General features: G+C 56.9%; 20 protein-coding genes. 13 read left to right on the forward strand and 7 right to left on the reverse strand.

Going from position 1 to position 21,003, the window contains the following annotated elements; translation table 11 throughout:
• Positions 1-35 precede the first annotated feature (35 nt).
• The 12 genes from ACZ46D_RS10030 to ACZ46D_RS10085 all read left to right on the forward strand — a co-directional run bounded on the left by ACZ46D_RS10030 (position 36) and on the right by ACZ46D_RS10085 (position 10,544).
• A complete protein-coding gene (locus ACZ46D_RS10030) occupies positions 36-1,229 on the forward strand; it encodes an FprA family A-type flavoprotein (RefSeq protein ID WP_464927298.1) in 1,194 nt (397 codons plus the stop codon).
• A gap of 57 nt (positions 1,230-1,286) precedes the next feature.
• Positions 1,287-1,985: a DVU0298 family protein gene (locus ACZ46D_RS10035; protein ID WP_464927299.1), complete on the forward strand. Its 699-nt coding sequence runs from the start codon at positions 1,287-1,289 to the stop codon at positions 1,983-1,985.
• Between the two features lie 152 nt (positions 1,986-2,137).
• Positions 2,138-3,097: an HDOD domain-containing protein gene (locus ACZ46D_RS10040; protein WP_464927300.1), complete on the forward strand. Its 960-nt coding sequence runs from the start codon at positions 2,138-2,140 to the stop codon at positions 3,095-3,097.
• Between the two features lie 337 nt (positions 3,098-3,434).
• Positions 3,435-3,899: an RrF2 family transcriptional regulator gene (locus tag ACZ46D_RS10045; RefSeq protein WP_464927301.1), complete on the forward strand. Its 465-nt coding sequence runs from the start codon at positions 3,435-3,437 to the stop codon at positions 3,897-3,899.
• 73 nt (positions 3,900-3,972) lie between these two features.
• Complete coding sequence (locus tag ACZ46D_RS10050) at positions 3,973-4,197, forward strand: DUF4492 domain-containing protein (RefSeq protein WP_464927302.1); 225 nt, start codon at positions 3,973-3,975, stop codon at positions 4,195-4,197.
• Positions 4,198-4,239: 42 nt separating this feature from the next.
• The gene (locus ACZ46D_RS10055; protein WP_464927303.1) at positions 4,240-5,817 is read left to right on the forward strand and encodes a cytochrome ubiquinol oxidase subunit I; all 1,578 of its coding nucleotides are present in this window, start codon (positions 4,240-4,242) and stop codon (positions 5,815-5,817) included.
• A gap of 4 nt (positions 5,818-5,821) precedes the next feature.
• On the forward strand, positions 5,822-6,958 hold the full coding sequence (gene cydB / locus ACZ46D_RS10060) for a cytochrome d ubiquinol oxidase subunit II (RefSeq protein ID WP_464927304.1): 1,137 nt from the start codon (positions 5,822-5,824) through the stop codon (positions 6,956-6,958).
• A gap of 609 nt (positions 6,959-7,567) precedes the next feature.
• On the forward strand, positions 7,568-8,503 hold the full coding sequence (gene dmeF, locus ACZ46D_RS10065) for a CDF family Co(II)/Ni(II) efflux transporter DmeF (RefSeq protein WP_464927305.1): 936 nt from the start codon (positions 7,568-7,570) through the stop codon (positions 8,501-8,503).
• Positions 8,488-8,928 carry a MarR family winged helix-turn-helix transcriptional regulator gene (locus ACZ46D_RS10070; RefSeq protein ID WP_464927306.1) on the forward strand — a complete coding sequence of 147 codons (441 nt, stop codon included), beginning with the start codon at positions 8,488-8,490 and terminating at the stop codon, positions 8,926-8,928. The genes dmeF and ACZ46D_RS10070 overlap by 16 nt, the downstream gene beginning before the upstream one ends.
• Before the next feature lie 123 nt (positions 8,929-9,051).
• Positions 9,052-9,297: a type II toxin-antitoxin system Phd/YefM family antitoxin gene (locus ACZ46D_RS10075; protein WP_423123173.1), complete on the forward strand. Its 246-nt coding sequence runs from the start codon at positions 9,052-9,054 to the stop codon at positions 9,295-9,297.
• On the forward strand, positions 9,287-9,571 hold the full coding sequence (locus ACZ46D_RS10080) for a type II toxin-antitoxin system RelE family toxin (protein ID WP_464927307.1): 285 nt from the start codon (positions 9,287-9,289) through the stop codon (positions 9,569-9,571). The genes ACZ46D_RS10075 and ACZ46D_RS10080 overlap by 11 nt, the downstream gene beginning before the upstream one ends.
• A 136-nt stretch (positions 9,572-9,707) precedes the next feature.
• Positions 9,708-10,544, forward strand: coding sequence for a hypothetical protein (locus tag ACZ46D_RS10085; protein ID WP_464927308.1), 837 nt, complete (start codon positions 9,708-9,710; stop codon positions 10,542-10,544).
• A gap of 129 nt (positions 10,545-10,673) precedes the next feature.
• Here ACZ46D_RS10085 and metW read toward each other — a convergent pair whose 3' ends face one another.
• The 5 genes from metW to ACZ46D_RS10110 form a co-directional block, all read right to left on the reverse strand.
• Entirely contained in the window at positions 10,674-11,291 is a 618-nt protein-coding gene (metW, locus tag ACZ46D_RS10090) for a methionine biosynthesis protein MetW (protein WP_464927309.1), read from the reverse strand.
• A complete protein-coding gene (metX, locus tag ACZ46D_RS10095; RefSeq protein ID WP_464927310.1) occupies positions 11,281-12,447 on the reverse strand; it encodes a homoserine O-acetyltransferase MetX in 1,167 nt (388 codons plus the stop codon). Before metX ends, metW begins: the two co-directional genes overlap by 11 nt.
• Positions 12,448-12,450: 3 nt before the next feature.
• Positions 12,451-13,707, reverse strand: a complete 1,257-nt coding sequence (locus ACZ46D_RS10100) for an O-acetylhomoserine aminocarboxypropyltransferase/cysteine synthase family protein (protein ID WP_464927311.1) — start codon at positions 13,705-13,707, stop codon at positions 12,451-12,453.
• 126 nt (positions 13,708-13,833) lie between these two features.
• A complete protein-coding gene (locus ACZ46D_RS10105; protein WP_464927312.1) occupies positions 13,834-14,709 on the reverse strand; it encodes an inositol monophosphatase family protein in 876 nt (291 codons plus the stop codon).
• 137 nt (positions 14,710-14,846) lie between these two features.
• A complete protein-coding gene (locus tag ACZ46D_RS10110; protein WP_464926747.1) occupies positions 14,847-15,830 on the reverse strand; it encodes an IS110 family RNA-guided transposase in 984 nt (327 codons plus the stop codon).
• Between the two features lie 377 nt (positions 15,831-16,207).
• Between ACZ46D_RS10110 and ACZ46D_RS10115 the strand changes: the two genes are divergently transcribed.
• Positions 16,208-17,626 (forward strand): MFS transporter, encoded by a 1,419-nt coding sequence (locus tag ACZ46D_RS10115; RefSeq protein ID WP_464927313.1) that lies wholly within the window; start codon positions 16,208-16,210, stop codon positions 17,624-17,626.
• An 89-nt stretch (positions 17,627-17,715) separates the two neighbouring features.
• Here the strand turns inward: ACZ46D_RS10115 and fliK are convergent, their stop codons facing one another.
• A complete protein-coding gene (gene fliK / locus ACZ46D_RS10120; RefSeq protein ID WP_464927314.1) occupies positions 17,716-18,768 on the reverse strand; it encodes a flagellar hook-length control protein FliK in 1,053 nt (350 codons plus the stop codon).
• Between the two features lie 51 nt (positions 18,769-18,819).
• Positions 18,820-20,751, reverse strand: a complete 1,932-nt coding sequence (locus ACZ46D_RS10125; protein ID WP_464927315.1) for a response regulator — start codon at positions 20,749-20,751, stop codon at positions 18,820-18,822.
• Between the last annotated feature and the right edge of the window lie 252 nt (positions 20,752-21,003).

The raw sequence follows: 21,003 nt of genomic DNA on the forward strand, positions 1-21,003 counted from the left end.
AAACAATCGGCAGGGCTTTTACACATGAGGACGACATGGCTGCGATAGAAATTAAAAAGGACATCTACTGGGTTGGCGCCGTGGACTGGAACATCCGCGACTTCCACGGGTACTCCACGGAAAAGGGCACAAGCTACAACGCCTATCTGATCAAGGACGAAAAGATCGCTCTGTTTGACACCGTGAAAAAAGAGGTGAAGGGCGATCTGGCCCACCATCTCTATCAGGTGCTGGGAGACCCGAGCAAGATCGACTACATCATCGTCAACCATGTGGAGATGGACCACTCCGGCTCCCTGCCGGAGCTGATCGACCTCATCAAGCCGGAAAAAATCTTCTGCTCGCCCATGGGCAAGAAAGCCCTGATCGAACATTTCCACCGGGAAGATTGGCCGTTCGAAGTCGTGGCCACCGGGGATTCCATCAGCCTCGGCAAAAGGACGGTGCAGTTTCTTGAAACCAAGATGCTGCACTGGCCGGACAGTATGTTTTCCTACATTCCCGAAGACAAATTGCTCATCTCCAGCGACGCCTTCGGCCATCACTGGGCCACCTCGGAACGCTTCGACGATGAGGTGGATCCCCATGAACTCATGGTGCATGCGGGCAAGTATTATGCCAACATCCTGATGATCTTTTCGCCCATCGTCCAGAAATTGCTCGCCCAGGTCAAGGAGATGGGGTTGCAAATCGAGATGATCGCCCCGGACCACGGCGTCATCTGGCGCACCTCGCCCCAGACCATCCTTGAGGCCTATGACCGCTGGAGCCGGGGCGAAACAAAGAACAAGGCCGTCATCATCTACGATACCATGTGGCACAGCACCGAAAAGATGGCCAAAGCCGTGATGAACAGCCTGTTGCGGGCCGGGATCACTAACGTGAAAATGTTGCATGTCCGCAAAAACCACCGTAGCGACATCATCACCGAGGTGTTGGACGCGCGCGCGGTCATCCTCGGCTCACCGACCCTGAACAACAACATCATGCCGGCCATGGCCGACATCATCACCTACATGAAGGGCCTGCGCCCGAAAGATAAAATCGGCGCGGCCTTCGGCTCGTTCGGCTGGAGTGGCGAGGCGGTAAAACATCTCACCGGACACATGACGGACATGGGCTTTGAAATCGTAGGCGAGGGCGTCAAAATCAAAAATGTCCCGACCCATGAGGCGCTGGAGCATTGCACGGAATTGGGCAGCCTGATTGCCGCAGCCATGCAAAAGTAACCGGCGCGACACTTCTCATAGTGCTGCATCCCCATGTCCCCTTTCGAGAGAAAACCTATGGCGGTGAGCCAGAGAGGCATCAAGCAAGAAATCCTGGCCCTGCTGGGTCAGGCGGAGCTTGATGCCCTCCTCACCGCCCTGGCCGGATACCCGCCGGAAAAATTGCTCAACCCTTTATTTTCCGCGATCTGTAGCGCCTCTGAAAAAACAAAATGGAACGCCGTTTCCGCCATGGGCGCGACCGTGGCCCGGCTTGCGGACCAGGATATGGAGGCGGCCCGCATTGTTATGCGCCGCTTCATGTGGAACCTCAACGACGAATCCGGCGGCATAGGCTGGGGCACACCCGAGGCCATGGCGGAATGCCTGACCCGCCATGAAGGCCTGGCCCAGGAATATACCAAGATCCTGGTTTCCTTCATGCGGGAGGACGGATTTTACCTCGAACTCCCGGCCCTCCAGCGCGGCCTCATGTGGGGCATAGGCCGACTGGCCCCGGTTCGTCCGGAACTGCTCCGCGCTTGGAACGCCCCACGCTACCTACTTCCCTACCTCGACTCGGCAGACCCCGTTGTCCGGGCTCTGGCCGCCCGCGCCTTGGGGCAGCTCGGGGTCGTAGAGGCGGCGGCAAAAATTAAACAATTTCCCGGCGACACCACGGAGTTTTCCCTGTATGCCGATCACCGCCTGGCCACTGTCACCTCTGGGCAGCTTGCCCGTGCCGCCCTTGCCGCCCTCACGCCTGTTGTTAAATAACCATCCCTGCCTTGCCATCCGTCTCCCATTCTTACCAGCCCATTGCTTTCCCTGCCGCGACATGTTATATTTTATGGTTATACTTATCTTTTTGATTTTACGTATTTTTCACGCGTAATGCGTGGGACTTTTTTTGATAAAGAAGGGATCACGTGGAACAAGACACCAGTCTAGTGAAAAACCAAAAACTCACTGAGATCTTCGCCAAGATGAACCTGAGCGAACTTCCAGCCATCTCCGGGCACGTCAATGAGGTTTTGCAGATAACCCTCAATAAACGCGTTTCGATACCTTGCGTTTCCAATGTTATCCTGAAGGATTATTCGCTCACCAACAAAATTCTCCAGGTTGCCAACTCGGCCTATTATATCCGGGGGGCGCGCATTTCCACCATTGAACGGGCCGTGACCTCCCTGGGTCTTGATGTCGTCCGGGAACTTGCCGTTTCCATCAGCCTCATCGAAGAATTTCTCAAATGCGGCGGCGAAAAAGATGGCTTGAGCAAGCAAATGGCGATTTCGCTGCTCAGCGCCAACCTCAGCAAGCTCCTGGTCCAGACATACAAGATTCCTGTCTCGCCGGAAGAGGCTTACATCTGTGCCCTTCTGCACGATCTGGGCCGCATTATCATGACCATTTATTTCCCGGATGTGTATCGACGCATCGAAGCAGGAACAACCAGCGGCAGCTCCGAAGACGCCATGTGCCGCCTGATGTTCAAACAACTCACCTTCCATGAAATCGGCCAGGAAATTGCCCGCTTCTGGAATTTTTCCGACACCATTATCGCCTGCATGGATCCCAATCCCCCGGAAGCAGAATCCATGGTTGACAAGCTGCTTCTCCTGCAAAATCTTGCTGTTTTCTCTAACCTCTTTATCCGGGCTATTTGCGACAAAAAACCGCCCCATATCGTGGCCAGGCGCTTTAAAACCCTCTTCCCCATCAAGATGCTTCCGGTCCTTGAAATGTGTCTCACCTTGGCCGACACGGTGGGCAGCGTCTCGGGGGTTATCCGCTACGGCCTCACCAAGCTCAAATTTCGGAGCAAATGTATCGCCACCACACACAAATACCAGAAAAAACCCATCCCTGAGCCCCCCGCCGTCTAGTACCTTGCAACTCTTAATATTTCGACGCCACCTACGCCAATCAATGGTTTGATCTGAAAAACTCCCCTCCCCTTGTGGGAGGGGTTGGGGGTGGGGGTAGCTACAACCTGCTGAGATAATGGCAACTTCCCCCTCTCCCTAACCCTCCCCCGCAAGGGGGGAGGGAATTAATTTGATGTCGATTAAAAAGTTCCAAGGTACTAGCCTAAAAACAAACCGCCCGACTCCCCAACCGGTTTTCCGCAGCCTTGTCACATTTTTTCTTGACAACCTGAGCGCGGATTCGATATAAGACTAAAAATATCTTATATCTCTTTCTTTGCATTGGACCGCACCCATGAGACTTACCCGCGCCGGAGAATATGGAATACGCTGCGTTCTGCACCTTGCCCGACATGGCAAGGGAACGCTGGTCAGCAGAAAGGAGATCGCCGTGCGCACCGATGTGCCGCCGCACTTTCTGGCAAAAATCGCCCAGCAGCTGGCCAGGGCCGGAATCATCGAAATCCTGCAGGGGGCAAACGGCGGCTACCGTCTGCTGGCCGACCCGTCGGAGATTACCCTGCTGGCGGTCATCGAGGCGATCATCGGCGAGATCTCCCTCAACGATTGCGTGGGCCGGCCCGAATCCTGCCGGAACAGCGCGCTCTGTACCGTGCACCGGGTCTGGAACAAGGCCAATCAGCAGCTCCGGGCAACCCTGCAAGAGGCGGACTTTGCCACCCTGGCCGCAGAAGATACCTGCTGCCTGACTCCTTTTCCTATGGCGGGCAGCCAGAACCGGCCCAGCGGAAAAAAATAATTTGACCGGGCAAATGCCCACCATATACAACAGAGGAACAGGATCGTTTTTGTCCGACGAGGGGGAGGCACGTATGACTGCACTGCCAAAACAGCTGTATCTTTTTTATCGAGACGGCTTCCGCTCCATGGTGGTGGGGAAAACCCTGTGGAAGATCATCGCCCTAAAACTGTTCCTCTTGCTTGCTGTTCTCAAGCTATTTTTCTTTCCCAATTATCTTGCCACCAATTTTAACACCGAGCGAGACCGGGCCGGACATGTTCTGGAGAACCTTACCAGAACGCCACCTGCCCGTTAACACCTGTAGATTTATCTTCTTTTTTTACCGCATTTTTTAATCATGGCAGGAATTCGCTCCTGCCGCCAGCACACACAAGGAGGGGGTATTGTGGGAGATCAACTTTTAACCACGGTGGACTGGGCCAGGGCACAATTCGCCCTGACCGCCATGTATCACTGGATTTTTGTACCGTTGACCCTGGGGCTGTCCTTTCTCATCGCCTTTTTTGAGACCATCTACGTCAAAACCGGCAATGAGGAATGGAAAAAACTGACCAAATTCTGGATGACCCTCTTCGGCATCAACTTCGCCATCGGGGTGGCCACCGGCATCATTCTGGAATTTCAGTTCGGCACCAACTGGTCCAACTACTCCTGGATGGTGGGAGACATCTTTGGCGCGCCCCTGGCCATCGAGGGCATCTTCGCTTTCTTCATCGAGGCCACCTTCTTTGCCGTGATGTTCTTCGGCTGGCAGCGGGTAGGGAAAGGGTTCCACCTTTTTTCCACCTGGATGGTGGCAGTGGGCTCCAACCTCTCGGCGGTCTGGATTCTCGTGGCCAACGGCTGGATGCAGTTTCCCGTCGGCATGGCCTTCAATCCCGACAAAGCCCGCTTTGAAATGCAGAATTTCTGGGAGGTCGCCCTTTCCCCGGTGGCGGTGCACAAGTTCACCCACACCACCAGCTCGGCCTTTCTGCTCGCCTCGCTCTTTGTTGTGGGCATCTCCGCCCTCTTCCTCTTGCAGGAGCGGCATCAGAAAATGGCCAAGCGCAGCATGGTGGTTGCCGCGGTCTTCGGCTTCATCGCCTCCATCTTTGTCGCCTTTACCGGTGACGAGGCCGCCTTCAGCGTGGCCCAACGGCAGCCGATGAAACTGGCGGCCATGGAGGGCTTGTACGTGGGGCAGGAAAAGGCCCCCATCGTTGCCATGGGTATCATCAACTCCAGCAAGAAACCAGGCGATGATCTGCCTGCCTTCTACCAGGAGGTGAAAATCCCCGGCCTGCTGTCGCTCCTGGCCAACCGGGATGCCAACAGCTTTGTCCCAGGGATCAATGATCTGGTTTTCGGCAATGCCGAGCGCAATATTATGGGCGCCGAGCAACGCATGGTCACGGGCAAGATCGCCCTGGCCGAGCTGGCCCGCTACAAGTATGCAAGAGAAAAAGGGGATGAGGCGGAAGCCGCCGCAGCCCTGGCCATTTTTGACCAGCACAAGGGAGATCTCGGCTACGGTTATCTGAGCAACCCCGCCGAGGCCGCGCCGCCGGTGGCCACCACCTTCTACAGCTTTCATATCATGGTGGTGCTGGGCACCCTGTTCCCGGTGATCTTCCTCGCGGTGCTCTACTTCGCCTTCAAGGGCACCCTGGAGTACCAGCGCTGGCTGAACCTGGCCTGCTTTTTCTCCATCTTTTTGGGCTATGTGGCGCAACAGGCCGGATGGGTAGTGGCCGAGGTGGGCCGGCAACCCTGGGCCATTCAGGGGTTGCTGCCGGTGGGCGTGGCCAGCACCAACATTGCCGCAAGCAACGTGCAGACCACCTTCTTCATCTTCCTCACCCTGTTTACCGCCCTGCTGCTGGCGGAGATTCGCATTATGATGAAGCAAATCAAGATCGGACCGGAGGCATAAGACCATGATAGGAAACCTGGATCACTCAACTCTGCAGCAACTCTGGTGGCTGATCGCCTCCGTGGTCGGGTCGCTTTTTCTCTTCCTGACCTTTGTTCAGGGCGGCCAAACCCTGATCTTTACCCTGGCCTCCACCGAAGAGGAAAAATCCCTGATCATCAACACCATGGGCCGCAAGTGGGAGCTGACTTTCACCACCCTGGTCCTCTTCGGCGGCGCCCTGTTCGCTGCCTTTCCGCTTTTTTACGCCACCAGCTTCGGCGGGGCCTACTGGGTGTGGATGCTCATCCTCTTCACCTTTATCCTCCAGGCGGTGAGCTACGAATACCGCAAGAAACCCGACAACATCCTCGGCGCGCGGACCTATGAGATCTTCATGGCCATCAACGGCAGCATCGGCCTTCTCCTGATCGGCGCGGCGGTGGGCACCTTTTTCACCGGCTCCCGTTTCAGCCTCAACCTCTACAATTCCGTGACCTGGCATACCCCGTACCACGGCCTGGAAGCGGCGCTCAATCCGTTCAACCTTGCCTTTGGCCTGTTTCTGGTCTTCCTGGCCCGAACCTTAGGCGCCATGTACATCGTCAACCACGTTGCCCATGAACCCCTGGTCAAAAAGGCCCGCAAGGCGACCTGGATCAACCTGCTCTGGGCCCTACCCTTCCTGCTCACCATCCTGATCAGCCTGGTGACCATGGACGGCTTTGCCGTTGATCCGGACACCGGCATGGTCTCCATGGAAAAGGGCAAATACCTCCACAATCTGCTGGAAATGCCCGCCGTGCTGTTGATGCTGCTGGCAGGATTGGGCTCCGTGATCTACGGTGTTGCGGCCACCGGCTTTCTCGGCAAGAACAACGGCATCTGGTTTGGCGGCATCGGCACCGTGCTGGTGGGGCTGGCGATCTTTTCCCTGGCTGGCTTCCACAACACCGCCTTTTACCCGTCGTTAAGCGACCTGCAATCGAGTCTCACCATTCATAACGCTTCAAGCAGCAAGTACACCCTCACGGTCATGAGCTATGTGGCCCTAGCGGTGCCCTTTGTCCTGGCCTATATCGCCTATGTCTGGAAACTGATGGATGCGGAGAAACTGACCCTGACCGAACTGGCGGGAGAAGACGCCAAGGACATGTATTAACATAACTATCCGGCAGCGCACCTCTGCTGAACAGTTACAGGTTGATGCGCCAGCCTGTTTTTCTACTTTGGCTGGTTCGTTACTAATGTAAAAAGAAAGGAACACACCATGAATACCATTCTGCTTGTTAGCTGGCTGCTGGTGCTGGTTGTCTCGTACCAGGGCGCCATCGTTGTGCTCAAGAAAACCGATCTGCTGTAAGCTACAGCGATCCAAGCCAGTACCTTGCAACTCTTAATCTTTCTAAAAAGCTCCCCTCCCCTGGCGGGAGGGGTTGGGGGTGGGGGCAGCTACAACCTACTGAGATAATGGCAACTTCCCCCTCTCCCTAACCCTCCCCCGCAAGGGGGGAGGGAATTAATTTGATGTCGATTAAAAAGATACAAGGTACTAGTCCAAACCGGCGCGGGAGATCTCCCGCGCCGGTTTTTTTTTCAGAAACCCCCCACGCCCACCTCCCACCAGTCATCTTGTTTGAAAAACAAATATCTTGATTCTCAAACAATACCTCTGTATTCTTCCCTCTCGTTGCCATTTACCTTGCCTTCGCGACGGCGTATGTCCGAAACGGAGCAAAACCACCCATTTTTTTGATCAGAGAGGTCCCAGATGCACACCCATTCCCTTGACACCTGGCAGCACCCCCATGATTTCACCGTGATCCAGGAGTACGGCGAAAGACGGACCCGGCAGGTACTCATCATCACCGCCATCACCATGCTCTTCGAGATCGGAGCCGGCATGGCCTTTGGCTCCATGGCCCTGCTCGCCGACGGTTGGCACATGGGCACCCATGTCGCCGCCTTCCTGATCACGATCTTCGCCTACCGTTTTGCCAAAAAACATGCCACCAATGCGGCTTTTGCCTTTGGCACCGGCAAAGTCAGCGTTTTAGGCGGCTTTGCCAGCGCCATTGTCCTGATCGTGGTGGCCCTGATCATGCTCGTCGAATCAGGCCAACGCATCCTGGCCCCGCAACCGATCCATTTCAATGAGGCCATCGGCGTGGCAGCCCTGGGGTTGCTGGTTAATATCGCCTGCGCTTTTCTTCTGCAAGGTCACCATGACCATGGCCACGACGATGCTGGCCATCACCACCACCATGACCACAACCTCAAGTCGGCTTACCTGCATGTCCTGGCCGATGCCCTGACCTCGGTTCTGGCCATTGCCGCCCTGATCTTCGGCAAATATCTCGGCTGGAACTGGCTTGATCCCCTCATGGGCATCGTTGGCGCAATGGTTATCTGCCGCTGGGCCTATGGCCTGTTGCGGGAAACAAGCACCATCCTGCTGGACGGCAGCATCAGCGGCAAGGAGCTTGCCGCCATAAAAGAAAAAATCGAGGGGACGCTGGACAATCGGATTGCGGACATGCATGTCTGGAAGGTTGGCCCGGCCCATTACGCGGCCATCATCTCCATTGTCACCCATTACCCCCAGAAGATCGACGACTACAAAGAGCTGCTGCGCGAGTTCACCGATCTCTCCCATCTCACCGTTGAAATCCACACCTGCGAGGGCGAGCCATGCCTGCCCAAGTAAGCGAGATTGCAAAGCTTTCCCATCAGCTCGTGGAACTGTACGAAAAACTTTCGTCCTGGGAGCAGGATGTGGTGAAAAGCTCCGGCCTGTCCACAGCCCAGATGCACACCATCGAGATCGTCGGCCATGGAGCGCACGGAGGGGGGGCACTGCGCATGAAAGAGCTGGCCAAGAAGATGGGCGTGACCACCGGCACCCTCACCGTCATGGTCGATCGGCTGGAGCAGCAGGGGCTGCTCCAGAGAACGCCCCACGAGACAGACCGGCGTTCCTACCTGATCGCGCTGACCGAAAAGGGCCAGGGGCTTTTTGCCGAACACCACCAGTACCATCTGCGCCTCACCGAGGAGATCACCGCCACCTTATCCGCAGAGGAGCAAGCGCTGTTCAGCGCCGTGCTGGAAAAGATCATCGGCCAAATGTGAGAATCGTAATCTCGTAGGCTCCGGCGTCTGTTGTTGTTTCCCGCAATTCCGTTTGGCTTTCGCCTAAATTAATGCTATATTAGACATCAAATAGCGCATCAATTCATCAGCGGAGGCACAGCAATGGACACCATTTTTTCCAATATCACCGTCAGCGTGACCGAATTAAAGCGGAACTTCGCCGCTATTCTCAAGCAAGCGGATGATTCTCCCGTGGCCATTCTGAACCACAACCGTCCCGAAGCATACCTGCTGCCGGCCGCTTATTACGAGCGGCTTATGACCTGCCTGGAAGACCTGGAAGACGCCAGGCTGGTGAAGGAACGAGGCAACGGCCCCTTTGTCGAGGTGGGGCTGGATGAGTTATAGGCTGCGCTTTCACGAACTGGCCCTGGCCGAATGGCGCCGGTTGGATGCCAGCATTCGTGAACCGCTCAAAAAGAAGCTGGCCGAACGCCTGGAACACCCGAGGATTCCGTCCGCCGCCCTTTCTGGCATGCCGGACTGCTACAAGATCAAGTTGCGAAGCGCCGGATATCGATTGATCTACCGAGTGGACGACAAAGTGGTTTTCGTCACCGTCATCGCCGTAGGCAGGCGCGACAAACAAAAGGTGTACGAGGTGGCTCAATCACGCCTGTGAGGTCGTCCAGTTTTGAATAAATTATGGTTGCAATAGAAAAACAGATAACACCGTCCCCCCATAGGTTCCGTCCACCTATAGAGGATGATATGACGGACAAGATTCCACTTATTGTACTGTTAACTTTGCAGGAAAGATGAATACCATTCTCAATCCCCTTAGCGCCCAGCTATCTGAGCTAGAAACGGAAATCCCGGATCGAAATGTATGGCTTCTATTCAAAGTCGGGGCACATGAGCATATGGCTGCTATGCAACGAGGATTGCTATACATGAATAGCGTAACGTATTTTGCCCGATTCGAGGAAGAGGAACCTGATGCATTACGCGGTGATCCTGAAGAGCCCTTGCTAGCTCGCATACGTTGCGGCGCACAAGGCAAACGTTATCATCAATTAATTTTGCAAATCGGAAAAGGTGAGGAAACTAAGGCCTTTGATGTCAGCGAGAACGCAACATTGACCGCCATCGTCCCGTCTCCAGAAAACGTGATGATGTTTTGCTTTTCTGCTTTAGCAGACGATGAGAGTGGGAAAATCCCTGGAGAGGCTAACGGAGAGTTGCGACTTGACGCGCGCCTTCTAGAGTTCGGAACACATATCGTTATAATTAGAGATTCTCGGGCGCTCTCACATCGAATAAATTTAGCAATACAGCAACATCCCAATCTGTATAGTTCAAAATATTTTCAAGGCGGATTCGGACGCGTTAAATACGTTGATGCAACTGGCGGCCCCGAAACACTCGGGCTCTTCCGTAAAGCTAGGAAATACGGATGGCAGCAAGAGTTTAGGTTTATTCTTGGTGCTCGCCCGCAGTCGCTGAATAGCTCCGGGGCGCTCGAGCTAGAGATCGGTGACATATCAGATATTACGCAGCTAATACCTTTGGAATCATTCCTTCGCACCCCTATTAATCTGAAGAGGCGGCTATTTAGGAAAATTGGCGACCAATATATCGAAGCAAAAAGCTAACAAGGAACAAGGGGCGAAATCGGGGACGGGGCGAAATCGGGGCGAAATCGGGGACAGACCACATTTTGTATGGCGCAAGAGTAAGGCCAACGTTGTTACCTATTTTTCTATCGCACCATTCTGTCTCCCTCAACCCGCATTCTCCCGATCACCACGCCCGATCAGAAATATGCCGTAGGTGGCCCGCAGGTTGGGGAGGAAGCGGACAATATTCCCCGTTTCCTGTTGCCGGTGGGTGTTGATCGCCACCTCCCTGAGGATGGCGATATCCTTTTCCCTGGCAAAATTGCGGAAATCCCGAAGGGTGATCACCCGGATGTTGGGGGTGTTGTACCATTCGTAGGGCAGCTCCGTGCTCTTCGGGGCATAGCCCGCGAAGAGGAGTTGCAACCGGATCCGCCAGAAGCTGAAATTGGGAAAGCTGACAATGACCTTTTTGCCGATGGTCAGCAGGGTGTCGATGAGCGTGACCGGTTCGTAGACCTGTTGCAGGGTCTGGCTGATGACGATGTAGTCGAAGCTGTCCTGCGGATAATCCGCCACCTCCAGGTTGAAATCCCCTTGGAGCACTGAAATCCCCTTGGTGATGCAGACCGCCACCTCGGCCTCATCCTTCTCAATGCCCGTAGCCTTTACCCCTTTGTGCTCCTTGAGATACTGGAGCAGCTCTCCTTCCCCGCAGCCGAGGTCGAGCACCCGCGAACCGGGTTCGATCCAAGAGGCGATGATCTGTAGATCAAAGCGCATGGCTTCCCCCCTCTGAAATCCCCTCCCGGAAAATCCGGGAGAGAAACGCCGCCACCAGGGCGTGCAGCCTTTCGTTGGGCAACAAAAAGGCGTCATGGCCCCAGTCCGACTGGATCTCGCAAAAACTCACATCCAACCCGTTTCTTTTGAGGAGTTGCACCAGGGCCCGGGACTGCTCGGTGGGGTAGAGCCAGTCCGAGGTGAAGGCCACCACCAGAAAACTGGTGCGGGAGTCCGTGAAAGCCGAAGCCTCACCGCCGGTCGCGTAATCATCGAGATCGAAATAATCCGCGGCCTTGGTTAGGTAGAGAAAGGAATTGGCGTCAAAGCGCTCGACAAACTTGTTGCCCTGGTAGCGCAGGTAGCTCTCCACCTCAAACCCGGCGTCAAAATGAAAGGAAAGGGCATCCCTGCTCCGCAGCTGCCTGCCGAACTTTTGGCGCATGGACTCGTTGGAGAGGTAGGTGATGTGGCCGATCATCCGGGCCACGGCCAGCCCGAGATCGGGCTTGGCCTGGCCGTAATAATCGCCCCCTTGCCAATGGGGATCGGCCATGATCGCCTGCCGGGCCACCTCGTTGAAGGCTATTGACTGGGCCGAATGCCGGGGCGTGGTGGCTAGGGGGATCGCCGCCCGCACCATCTCCGGATAGCGGGCGCACCAGGCCAGGACCTGCATGCCGCCCACCGAGCCGCCTACCACGGCGAGCAAGCGGGAGATGCCGAGATGATCGACCAGCGCCTTTTGCGCCGTCACCATGTCGCCGATGGTAATCAAAGGAAACGACAACCCATAGGGCTTGCCGGTTGCCGGGTTGGTCGAGGAAGGGCCGGTGCTGCCCATGCAGCCGCCCAACACGTTGGCGCAGATGACGAAATAGCGTTCCGTGTCGATGGCCTTGCCGGGACCTACCATGATCTCCCACCAACCGGGCCGAGCATCCTCTGTGGTGTAACAGCCCGCCACATGGGAATCCCCGGTGAGCGCATGGACCACCAGGATGGCATTGTCCTTGTCCGGCGCCAGGGTGCCGAGGGTTTCGTAGGCGATGGTCACCGGACCCAAGCGTTCGCCGCTATCGAGCACCAGCTCGTGGGGCGGCGCAGCAAAGGTGAAAAACTGTTTTTGAACCAGATCGAGGCAGGCGGGGTTCATGACCTAGATCGTGGCCAGCGCCTGGGCAAGGTCGGCCGCGATATCCTCCACCGCCTCGATCCCCACGGAGAGCCGCACCAGATCGGGGGTGATGGACAGACTCTGCTTCGGCTCCTCGGCAAAGGAGAGGTACTGACTGGAATAGGGGTGGATGACCAGGCTCTTGCAGTCGCCGATATTGGCCAGGTGATAGATCAGCTTCAAACTGTTGATGAAACGGAAACAGGCCTCCTGGTCCGCCAGGCCAAAGGTGAACATGCCGCCAAAGCCTAAATCCCCGAATTGTTGCTTTGCCACCGCATGCTGAGGGTGGTCGGCAAAGCCGGGGTAATTCACCCATTGCACCTTGGGGTGCGAGGCGAGAAAACCGGCGACCTTTGCGGCGTTGGCCAGATGGCGCTCCATCCGCAGGGCCAGGGTGTCCAACCCCAACATGGTCAGGTAGGCATGGAGCGGTGCCGCGGTGGTGCCGAAGTTGATGTGCAGCTCCCGCCAGACCCGGTCCAGATAGGCAAGCTCGCCCTTGCGCTCGACAAAGGGGGCAAAATCAGCAAAACGCTCGCTGCTCCAATCGAAGCGCGCGCCATCAATGACCACCCCGCCTGCCGCGTCGCCGTGGCCGCTGAGGTATTTGGTCGTGGAATGGATGACGATGTCCGCGCCCAGCTCCAGGGGACGGCACAGGTAGGGGGTGGCCAGGGTATTGTCCACCACCAGGGGCAGGCCGTGGCTGTGGGCGAGCTGCGCAGCCTTGGCCAGGTCCGGCACATCCATCTTCGGGTTGCCGATGGTTTCAAGGTAAAGAAACCGGGTTTTCTCGTTGATCGCCGCCTCAATGGCCGCCAGATCGGTGGACTCGACAAAGCGGGCCGTGATCCCGTACTTCTTAAAGACGTTGGCAAAAAGAACATAGGTGGACATGAAGAGCGAATTGCCGCAGACAAACTCGTCCCCGGCCCGCAACAGAGCCAGACAGCCGTTGGTGATCGCCGCCATGCCCGAAGACATGAACACCGCACCACGTCCGCCTTCCAGGGCGGCCAGCTTCTGCTCCAGCACCCGGTTGGTGGGATTGGAAAGCCGCGCGTAGATATGCTCGGTGGTCCGCCCGGCAAAGGTCTCGCTTAAGCTCTCCGCCGTCTCGTGACAATGGGCCGCTGTCTGGAAAATGGGAGGCAGGGTGGCGCCCTGCCACTCTCCCGGGGTCAAGGCGGCATGAATTACCCGGGTATGAAAATGCATTTTCTTTTCAGCTTCCATGGCGCTTCTCCGGCTCTGTTTGTCTTCGGGGCAAGCAGTTGCTTGCTTGGGTCTTTTCCGACCTCACTTCCCAAACAGGCTACCACATTGTGGCAGGAGTCTCATAGGGAAAAGCCACACCACTTTTCATTTTTCGCTCTTTCTTTCCCGAGTGAACTCCGCCAATTGCCCGACCATTTCGGCATGGATCTTGCCATTGCTCGCCACCACCTCCGGGAGATAGGGGGTGTAGCCTTTGCCATCGTAGGTGGTCAGCCTGCCCCCGGCCTCGCTCACCAATAGCATGGCGGCGGCGGTATCCCAGGGCTTAAGATTGATCTCCCAAAAGCCATCGGTCCTGCCGCAGGCAAGATAGGCGAGATCCACCGCCGCAGCCCCGGCCCGCCGCACCCCCTGGCAGCGCATCAACAAGCGCTTGAGGGCCTCCATCACCCCCTCGACCTCCTGGGCAATGGCATAGGGAAAGCCCGTGGCCAAAAGAGAGTCCTGCAAGGTTTCCACCCCGGAAACCCGGATGGGGCGACCATTGAGCCAAGCGCCGCTGCCAAGGCAGGCGCAGAAAAGCTCATCCTGCATGGGTGCGTACACCACGCCGACCTTGCTGACCGTGCCCACTGCATAGGCGATGGACACGGCAAAAAAAGGAAAGCCATGGGCAAAGTTGGTGGTGCCGTCCAGGGGGTCGATGATCCAGACCGGACCCTGGGGCAGGGTTGCATAGGAGGAATGGGATTCTTCCGCGAGAAAGCCGATATCGCCACCCGCTTCCCGCAGCATGGCGAGCACAATCTCTTCCGCCGCCACGTCCGCTTCGGTGACCAGATCAATGGTCCCCTTGTGGGTAATCCGGTGGGGCTTATCGTACAAGTCTCGCAAAACACTGCCCGCGGCAAGGGCCGCCCTTGCCGCCGTCCGCAAAATCTCGCCCAGGGCCGGATCTTTGCAACCCGCCACACACTGGGCAATCCTTTCATCCTCTTCTTCGCTTCGCGTCCCAGCCATTTTCCCCCTCAAAATCAGTATGGTTAACACTAGAGCTTCTTGCAAAAACAGGAAAGCACCCTTCGACAGGCTCAGGGCGAACGGTAGCCATCTTCAAATCAATATAGTTTCTTCCGTTCATGCTGAGATTCTATGGTTTACGTCAAGCATTTTGTAAGCCGTTCTGGGTTAAATGTCGAGCGGTAGTGATGAATAGACCAGGCGGCTCGGGCGATTTTCCGGGCGATGATCACCAACGTTGCGGTCGTACTCCAGCCTTTGCTGCGATAATGCTCATAAATAGGTTTCCAGACTTTGGTTTTGACGGCGGACATCGCGGCATTAAACAGCAGACGGCGTAATTCGCCGGGGCCGCGTTTGGACAAGCGTCTACGGCCAGCCTTGTGACCGGAGTCATTTGCTCTGGGGTCGAAACCGGTGAATGCGACGAACGCATCCGCATTGCGGAAAGGAACTCGTTCCAACGTATTGGTTAAGGCCATGCCCACCAGGGGGCCAACCCCCACAATGGTTTGCAACCGCTGTTGCGTTTCCTTGTGTTGCGGAGAACGGGCAGCAATCGTTGCCATGGCGACATCGATTTTGGCAATCAAAGCGTCGAGCTTGCACAAGACCGCCTTGAGCTCAGGGGCAAACCCGCCCAGGTTGGCCATCGTCAGCTTGAGCGTGCTCTTGATGCGGACGATCTTGGCCCGCCGCCGGATCAGATGGTCCAGCTTGCGCTGGTTGGCCGTGGGGGACGTGTAGGGACGCAGGCGAGTATGCTCTTGCGCGATGAGACGAGCGATTAGTTCGGCATCGACACGGTCGGTTTTGGCGCGGTTGCCCATGGCCTTGGCGTAGTGCCGGGTCTCCATTGGGTTAAGCAGAAATACGGTATAGCCTTGCCTATGCGCCAGATCAGCCAGCAACTCGTGATATCCGCCTGTAGACTCCAGGCCGATACGGCTGCCTGCGGGCAGGGATTTCAGCCAAGCCAGCAAAACTTCATGCTGATTGACAACACTGTGGACAGGAAAGCTTTGCGCAGCACAAGCAACGACAACGGCGTCTTTGGCAACATCCACCCCTACGTTTAGAAAGGTTTGCATGATGGTAGCCTCCAGAAGTAAAGTAATCATGCTGGGGTGGCACACACCGACGTTAGCTTGCGTTCAAATCGGCGGTCAATGCACATGCCGCTAGATTCTTCATCGACGTTTGGGGTGTGGTGGGAGATTTCTCAGTAAGTCTGTCCGCAGCGCGGCAGATGCCAGTCGAAGTCCCTCCACCCCGGCTCTTCTTCTTAGAGCTTCTCAGAAATGAGCTGTAAAAACCATACAAGCCTGTCGAAGCACAATAAAGCATTTTTCAAGAGCCTCGCTACAAAAGCCATTTTTACAGTAATCCTCTTTGCAGGATCAGCGGACTTGCGATACAGTACACAAAAAATCAGCCAGCTCCAATGCGTCTGGCCTGCATATTCCGCTCTTTTTTCCCGAGGCAACAGGTCCCTTCCGTGTCTTCCCCTGCAAACAAATGGCCCACCTTTCTCATCGTGGCCACCGGCGTTTTCATGTCCACCCTGGACAGCAGCATGGTGAATATCGCCCTGCCCTTCATCATGAAGGATTTCCACAGCTCGCTCAGCGATACCCAATGGGTGGTGATGATCTATCTCCTCACCATCACCGCCTCCCTGCTCTTCTGGGGCCATCTTGCCGACCGGCTGGGGCGGGGCAGAATATACACTGCGGGGTTGTTGATCTTCGGCCTGGGCTCCCTGGCCTGCGCCTATGCACCGGTCCTGGCCTTCCTGGTTGTCGCCAGATTCTCTCAAGCCCTGGGCGGGGCGATGATGATGGCCGCAGGCCCCGCGATCATCAAGGAGGCCTTCCCCAAGGAACAGCTGGGCCGCGGCCTGGGATTGATCGGCATGGCCGTTTCCCTCGGCCTGATGAGCGGCCCGAGCCTGGGAGGGTTCCTGCTCGAACTCGCCTCCTGGCGCAGCCTCTTTTTTATCACGGTCCCGCTGGGGCTGGTCTTCGCCTTCCTCGCCATCCGAATCCTGCCCGGACCAACCCGGCATTACACCGGCCCGTTGGACTGGCTGGGAAGCCTCGCCTGGGCCACCGCCCTGGTCCTGCTGTGCCTGACCCTGACCCATGCCTCGTCGGCCGGCTGGTCCGCCACCCGTCTGCTCCTCACCGGCGGTGCCGGAGCGGGAGCCCTGATTTGTTTTATAGCCATTGAGGCCCGATTGCCCCACCCGCTTCTGGCAATGAAACTTTTTCGCAACCGGCACTTCAGCCTGGCCATAGCCAGCGCCATTCTTTCCTTCATGGTCCTTTTTGGGGTGATCCTGCTGATCCCCTTTCATCTTGACCGGGTTCTCGGCCTGCCGCCTTCGAGGATAGGGTTGGTTATGCTGGCCATCCCCTCCTCGATTCTGGTGGTCTCCCCCCTGGCCGGCTGGCTTTCCGATTATGTCGGCGCCCGGGTCATCAGCACTCTGGGTCTGAGCATCTCCACCCTGGGGGTGTTCCTGCTCACCACAATTCAGGCTGCAACCCCGCCGCTCGTTATTGCCGGACAGTTGATGCTGGTGGGGTTGGGCCAGGCTCTGTTTCTTTCGCCAAACAGCGCCTCAGTCTTAAGCCATGTGGAAGCCGACAAGGCAGGGGCAGCCGCAGCCCTGCTGGCCACGGCCAGGAATCTGGGTATGCTTCTGGGCATCGCCCAAGCCGCCCTGCTTTTCACCCTGTTTTTTCGTGGCCTTACCAACGGCCTTGATCTGCGGGACTTCCGGCCGGAGCATACGGCAGCCTTCCTGACCGCCCTGCGCGCCGCCTTGCTGGGCGCGGCCCTTACCGGCCTGCTCGGCACGGCCGCCTCATGGCTCCGAGGCAATTCACCACCCCACCGCCCGGAAAAATAGAGCCCTGCCATGATGATTCGCGGTAACCACTCACAAGATGGTACTGATGCGCGTGTCAATCGTCGGCAGAAGGGTCGCCCTGTGATCGGTTACGCCTCCAGGTCAACGATTCGGACGCTGTCCATTTGCGCCGCAGCCTCAAGGCCGGTCTTCAATGACTCCAGCATGCTGGCCTTGGCAACCCGGCAGGAAAAATGGACCGGCCCGTAGCCGAGCTTGCCCAGCAACTCCTCAAGCTCACCGAGTTGCGGGGCCAAATGCTCCTGCACCGCTTCACTGCTCACGACGCATTCCCCTTGCAGGGCTTGATCCTTTACCCGGAGTTGAATCTGCACCTCCCCCAACCGGCTCATCTCGAGAAAAAAAGAAAGCGTATAACCCGGCTCCTCGCCGGTTGCCGTCTGATCCTCCCCGCGGTCCAGGGTGAAAAGCCATTGTCCCACCCCAGCGCCCATGGCAAAGAGACAGGGGAAAAGGAGAAACTGCGACTGCTGAGTCGAGGCGGGCAGGGCGTTGAGTTCGCCCTGCAATTCCAGAAGCAGGCCGAGCTTCTGCATCCCAGCGGCGCTGGATTTACCAAGGGTTCCCCCCCGATCCTCGGCCAGCAAGGCGACCAGTTCGTGGAGTTTTCCCACGGTTCCCTCTCTATCCAACATGGTCAACAAACGCATGATCCGACCAGGATCGGCCTCCGGCCCCACTGCGGCATTGGCAAGATTCTGGAGAACCCCGGCCTGATCCAGCAAACTCTTTTCCGAGTCCGCAAGAAAGGCCAGTCCAAGCAAGGCCCGCAAACCTTTGCCCATGGCGGCAGGGTCGGCGCAGTACTGGCGAAGAAATTCCTGGACCGCTCCTTTTTTATCGGCCACCCGCAGCCACAGAGGCTCTGTCTGCTGCACCTCAAGCCAAAGGGCGCTGCCCGGCTTAAGCGCCACCTCGCTTCGTGCCTCAACAATCTGCCCGCCGATATCAAGCAGAACTTTGCCATCCGGGGTAAAGCCAGTCACCTCACCCCGTACAAGCTGTCCCTGGCCGAACAACACTGATGCCGGCAAACCCGGCGGCTTGTCTCCGCCCTCGCTTCGCCCTGAAGCTGGTAGCTGTATCCCCTTGAGAAGAAAGGGGTCTCCTCCGATTTTCATGTCGTCCTCGCCGGCCTGATGCCGAAAATATCTATGAAACAGCCTTGGGAGTTACTGGAGAGGCAGAACTACCCGGACTTCCAGACCGCCGCCGGGGTGGGGCTTGAGCGAAAAACTGCCGCCGTGGGCACTGACAATCCGTTCAACCAGAGTCAACCCCATGCCGGTTCCATATGTTTTCGTGGTAAAAAACGGGTCCTTGGCCTGGTCCAGATAGGATTCAGGAATGCCGGGCCCGGTGTCGACAATCGAGACAATGGCTTGCCCCTCGGCAACAGCCACGACAATGGTCAGCTTGCCCCCATCGGCCATGGCCTCCACCGCGTTCTTGAACAGATGGAGAAACATCTGGCGGATCTGATGCATATCCCCCTGAATTACCGGCCCCGAGTCTGGCCGTTCCATCTCCCAGGTCACGCCGTGTTTCGCCATGCTCGATTGGAGCAGGAGGGCGGTTTTCTCGATCACCTCACAGAGGGAAAGTTCCTCCTTATGGATCTCGTTCTGGCCGACAAAGGCAAAAAGATCCTCCAGGGTGGACTCCACCCGCTCTGTTTCGTGGATAATGACATTCAGGTATTTTGCCCACTCGGGATCGACGTTTTTTTTACTCAGGATGCGGGAGACCCCGCCGATGGAGGTGATGGGGTTTCTGATGATATGGACCAATTGGGCCGCCATGTGACCCAAGGCGGAATAACGCTCCGCCTCGACCAGCAGATCCTTGCTCCGGTCGAGTTCCTGGTTCACCGCCTCAAGCTCGGCGATCTTGCGCTGCCGTTCGTTGTGCAGACGACTCTGCTCTATGGCCAGGCTGGCCTGGCTGGCAAAAAGCTCCAGGGCACCGATGTGGCTGTCCTCGATCTCCCGCCGGGTCACATAATTATCGGCAATGATTACCCCGAAGGAACGGCCCGGGGAGTACAGCGGCACCACGACAAAGGAATCCTCGTCAAGGATATTGATGAGGTCCCTGGGCACACCAAGAGCCGGGGCAGCCTCCTCCGCCTTATCCCGACGCTCATGCATGCTGGCCCCGTTGTTCCGTCTGCCGCCATTCCCGTTGCGCCGCTCCAAGGGCACAGGCACCCAACCGTTTTCCGGTGAAACCCGGAAGCTCCTCCGGCCCAGCACAGAGCTGATCAGGATGTTCCCCGTGTCCTCCGCCGAAAACACCAAAGCCCTGGCAATGTTGTTGACCGTGGCGTCCTGGGTCTTGCTGGTTTCCTTGAGATTGTCAACGATCTCTAGAAAGTTGAGCTCCCGCTCCTCGATCTCGCCCCAGACCCGCCCGGCCTCCTCCCGGGAACTCGGGCCAATGGCCATCCTCCCCCGCAAAAAACGGCCATCGTCGTCGAACATGGCCAAAAACGCCCGATTAAAACCCAACCCTTCCCGAGAGGTGATTCCCACCAGAACGGCCCGCAGAATCTGATCAAGCTCCACGGTGCTCAGATAGACGGTATTCATCTTCAACGACAACTGGTGCAGCAGCTGGATTCTGAAATGCGCCTCTTCCAGCTCTTCCTGGTACTTGCGGTTTTCAAAAATCAGCCGCCGCTTTTCCAGGGCCTTGCGCGCCACATGGAATATCTCTTCAAACTGCACCGGTTTGGAGAGGTAATCCGTGGCGCCCTTGCGCATGCAGTCCAGGGCCACCCGCAGGTCCGCGATGCCGGTGAGCATGACCACGGCGGAATCGGGGTACTGATTTACGATCTGGGGCAAAAGAGAAAGGCCATCGGTATCCGGAAGACCGATATCAAGAAGAACCAGGGCCACATTCCGGGAACCCATCACCTGCATGAGCTCTGTCGCCGTGGCGCATTCCGCCACGGGCAGGCCGTGCTCTTCAAAATACATTCGGAGCGGCTCGCGGATTGCCGCGTCATCATCGACAATGGCGACAATCTCACCGTTTTGCAGCAGCTGCCCCAGGGAGATGGAAACATGTTGGTGCAGCCCGGAAACCGCCTCGACCATAGAAACACCCTGCGGACACAAGAAAAGATGGGTAGCCTCGACATGAGACTTAGGGGCCGTTAAAAAGCAACCTTTACATTTCAAACCATTCGTACGGCCCCTTATGCCGTCCCGATCGTTAACTGTAGAGCTATTTTTAAACAGCAACGGCCTACCATAATGCTAGGACGACAGGCAAAGCGCTGTCAAGATAAATAACCGCAGCCCCTACCCGGCTGCGGAATGCAGGACAAAAAAAATCGCATCCCCCGA

The sequence above is a fragment of the Thiovibrio sp. Mzg5 genome, from assembly GCF_055379285.1.

Excerpts from the sequence above, each read along its gene's own strand:
- ACZ46D_RS10030 (WP_464927298.1), top strand. The coding sequence starts at position 36 with ATGGCTGCGATAGAAATTAAAAAGGACATCTACTGGGTTGGCGCCGTG.
- ACZ46D_RS10035 (WP_464927299.1), top strand. The coding sequence starts at position 1,287 with ATGGCGGTGAGCCAGAGAGGCATCAAGCAAGAAATCCTGGCCCTGCTG.
- ACZ46D_RS10045 (WP_464927301.1), top strand. The coding sequence starts at position 3,435 with ATGAGACTTACCCGCGCCGGAGAATATGGAATACGCTGCGTTCTGCAC.
- ACZ46D_RS10050 (WP_464927302.1), top strand. The coding sequence starts at position 3,973 with ATGACTGCACTGCCAAAACAGCTGTATCTTTTTTATCGAGACGGCTTC.
- ACZ46D_RS10055 (WP_464927303.1), top strand. The coding sequence starts at position 4,240 with ATGGCAGGAATTCGCTCCTGCCGCCAGCACACACAAGGAGGGGGTATT.
- cydB (WP_464927304.1), top strand. The coding sequence starts at position 5,822 with ATGATAGGAAACCTGGATCACTCAACTCTGCAGCAACTCTGGTGGCTG.
- dmeF (WP_464927305.1), top strand. The coding sequence starts at position 7,568 with ATGCACACCCATTCCCTTGACACCTGGCAGCACCCCCATGATTTCACC.
- ACZ46D_RS10070 (WP_464927306.1), top strand. The coding sequence starts at position 8,488 with ATGCCTGCCCAAGTAAGCGAGATTGCAAAGCTTTCCCATCAGCTCGTG.
- ACZ46D_RS10075 (WP_423123173.1), top strand. The coding sequence starts at position 9,052 with ATGGACACCATTTTTTCCAATATCACCGTCAGCGTGACCGAATTAAAG.
- ACZ46D_RS10080 (WP_464927307.1), top strand. The coding sequence starts at position 9,287 with ATGAGTTATAGGCTGCGCTTTCACGAACTGGCCCTGGCCGAATGGCGC.
- ACZ46D_RS10085 (WP_464927308.1), top strand. The coding sequence starts at position 9,708 with ATGAATACCATTCTCAATCCCCTTAGCGCCCAGCTATCTGAGCTAGAA.
- metW (WP_464927309.1), bottom strand. The coding sequence starts at position 11,291 with ATGCGCTTTGATCTACAGATCATCGCCTCTTGGATCGAACCCGGTTCG.
- metX (WP_464927310.1), bottom strand. The coding sequence starts at position 12,447 with ATGAACCCCGCCTGCCTCGATCTGGTTCAAAAACAGTTTTTCACCTTT.
- ACZ46D_RS10100 (WP_464927311.1), bottom strand. The coding sequence starts at position 13,707 with ATGGAAGCTGAAAAGAAAATGCATTTTCATACCCGGGTAATTCATGCC.
- ACZ46D_RS10105 (WP_464927312.1), bottom strand. The coding sequence starts at position 14,709 with ATGGCTGGGACGCGAAGCGAAGAAGAGGATGAAAGGATTGCCCAGTGT.
- ACZ46D_RS10110 (WP_464926747.1), bottom strand. The coding sequence starts at position 15,830 with ATGATTACTTTACTTCTGGAGGCTACCATCATGCAAACCTTTCTAAAC.
- fliK (WP_464927314.1), bottom strand. The coding sequence starts at position 18,768 with ATGAAAATCGGAGGAGACCCCTTTCTTCTCAAGGGGATACAGCTACCA.
- ACZ46D_RS10125 (WP_464927315.1), bottom strand. The coding sequence starts at position 20,751 with ATGGTCGAGGCGGTTTCCGGGCTGCACCAACATGTTTCCATCTCCCTG.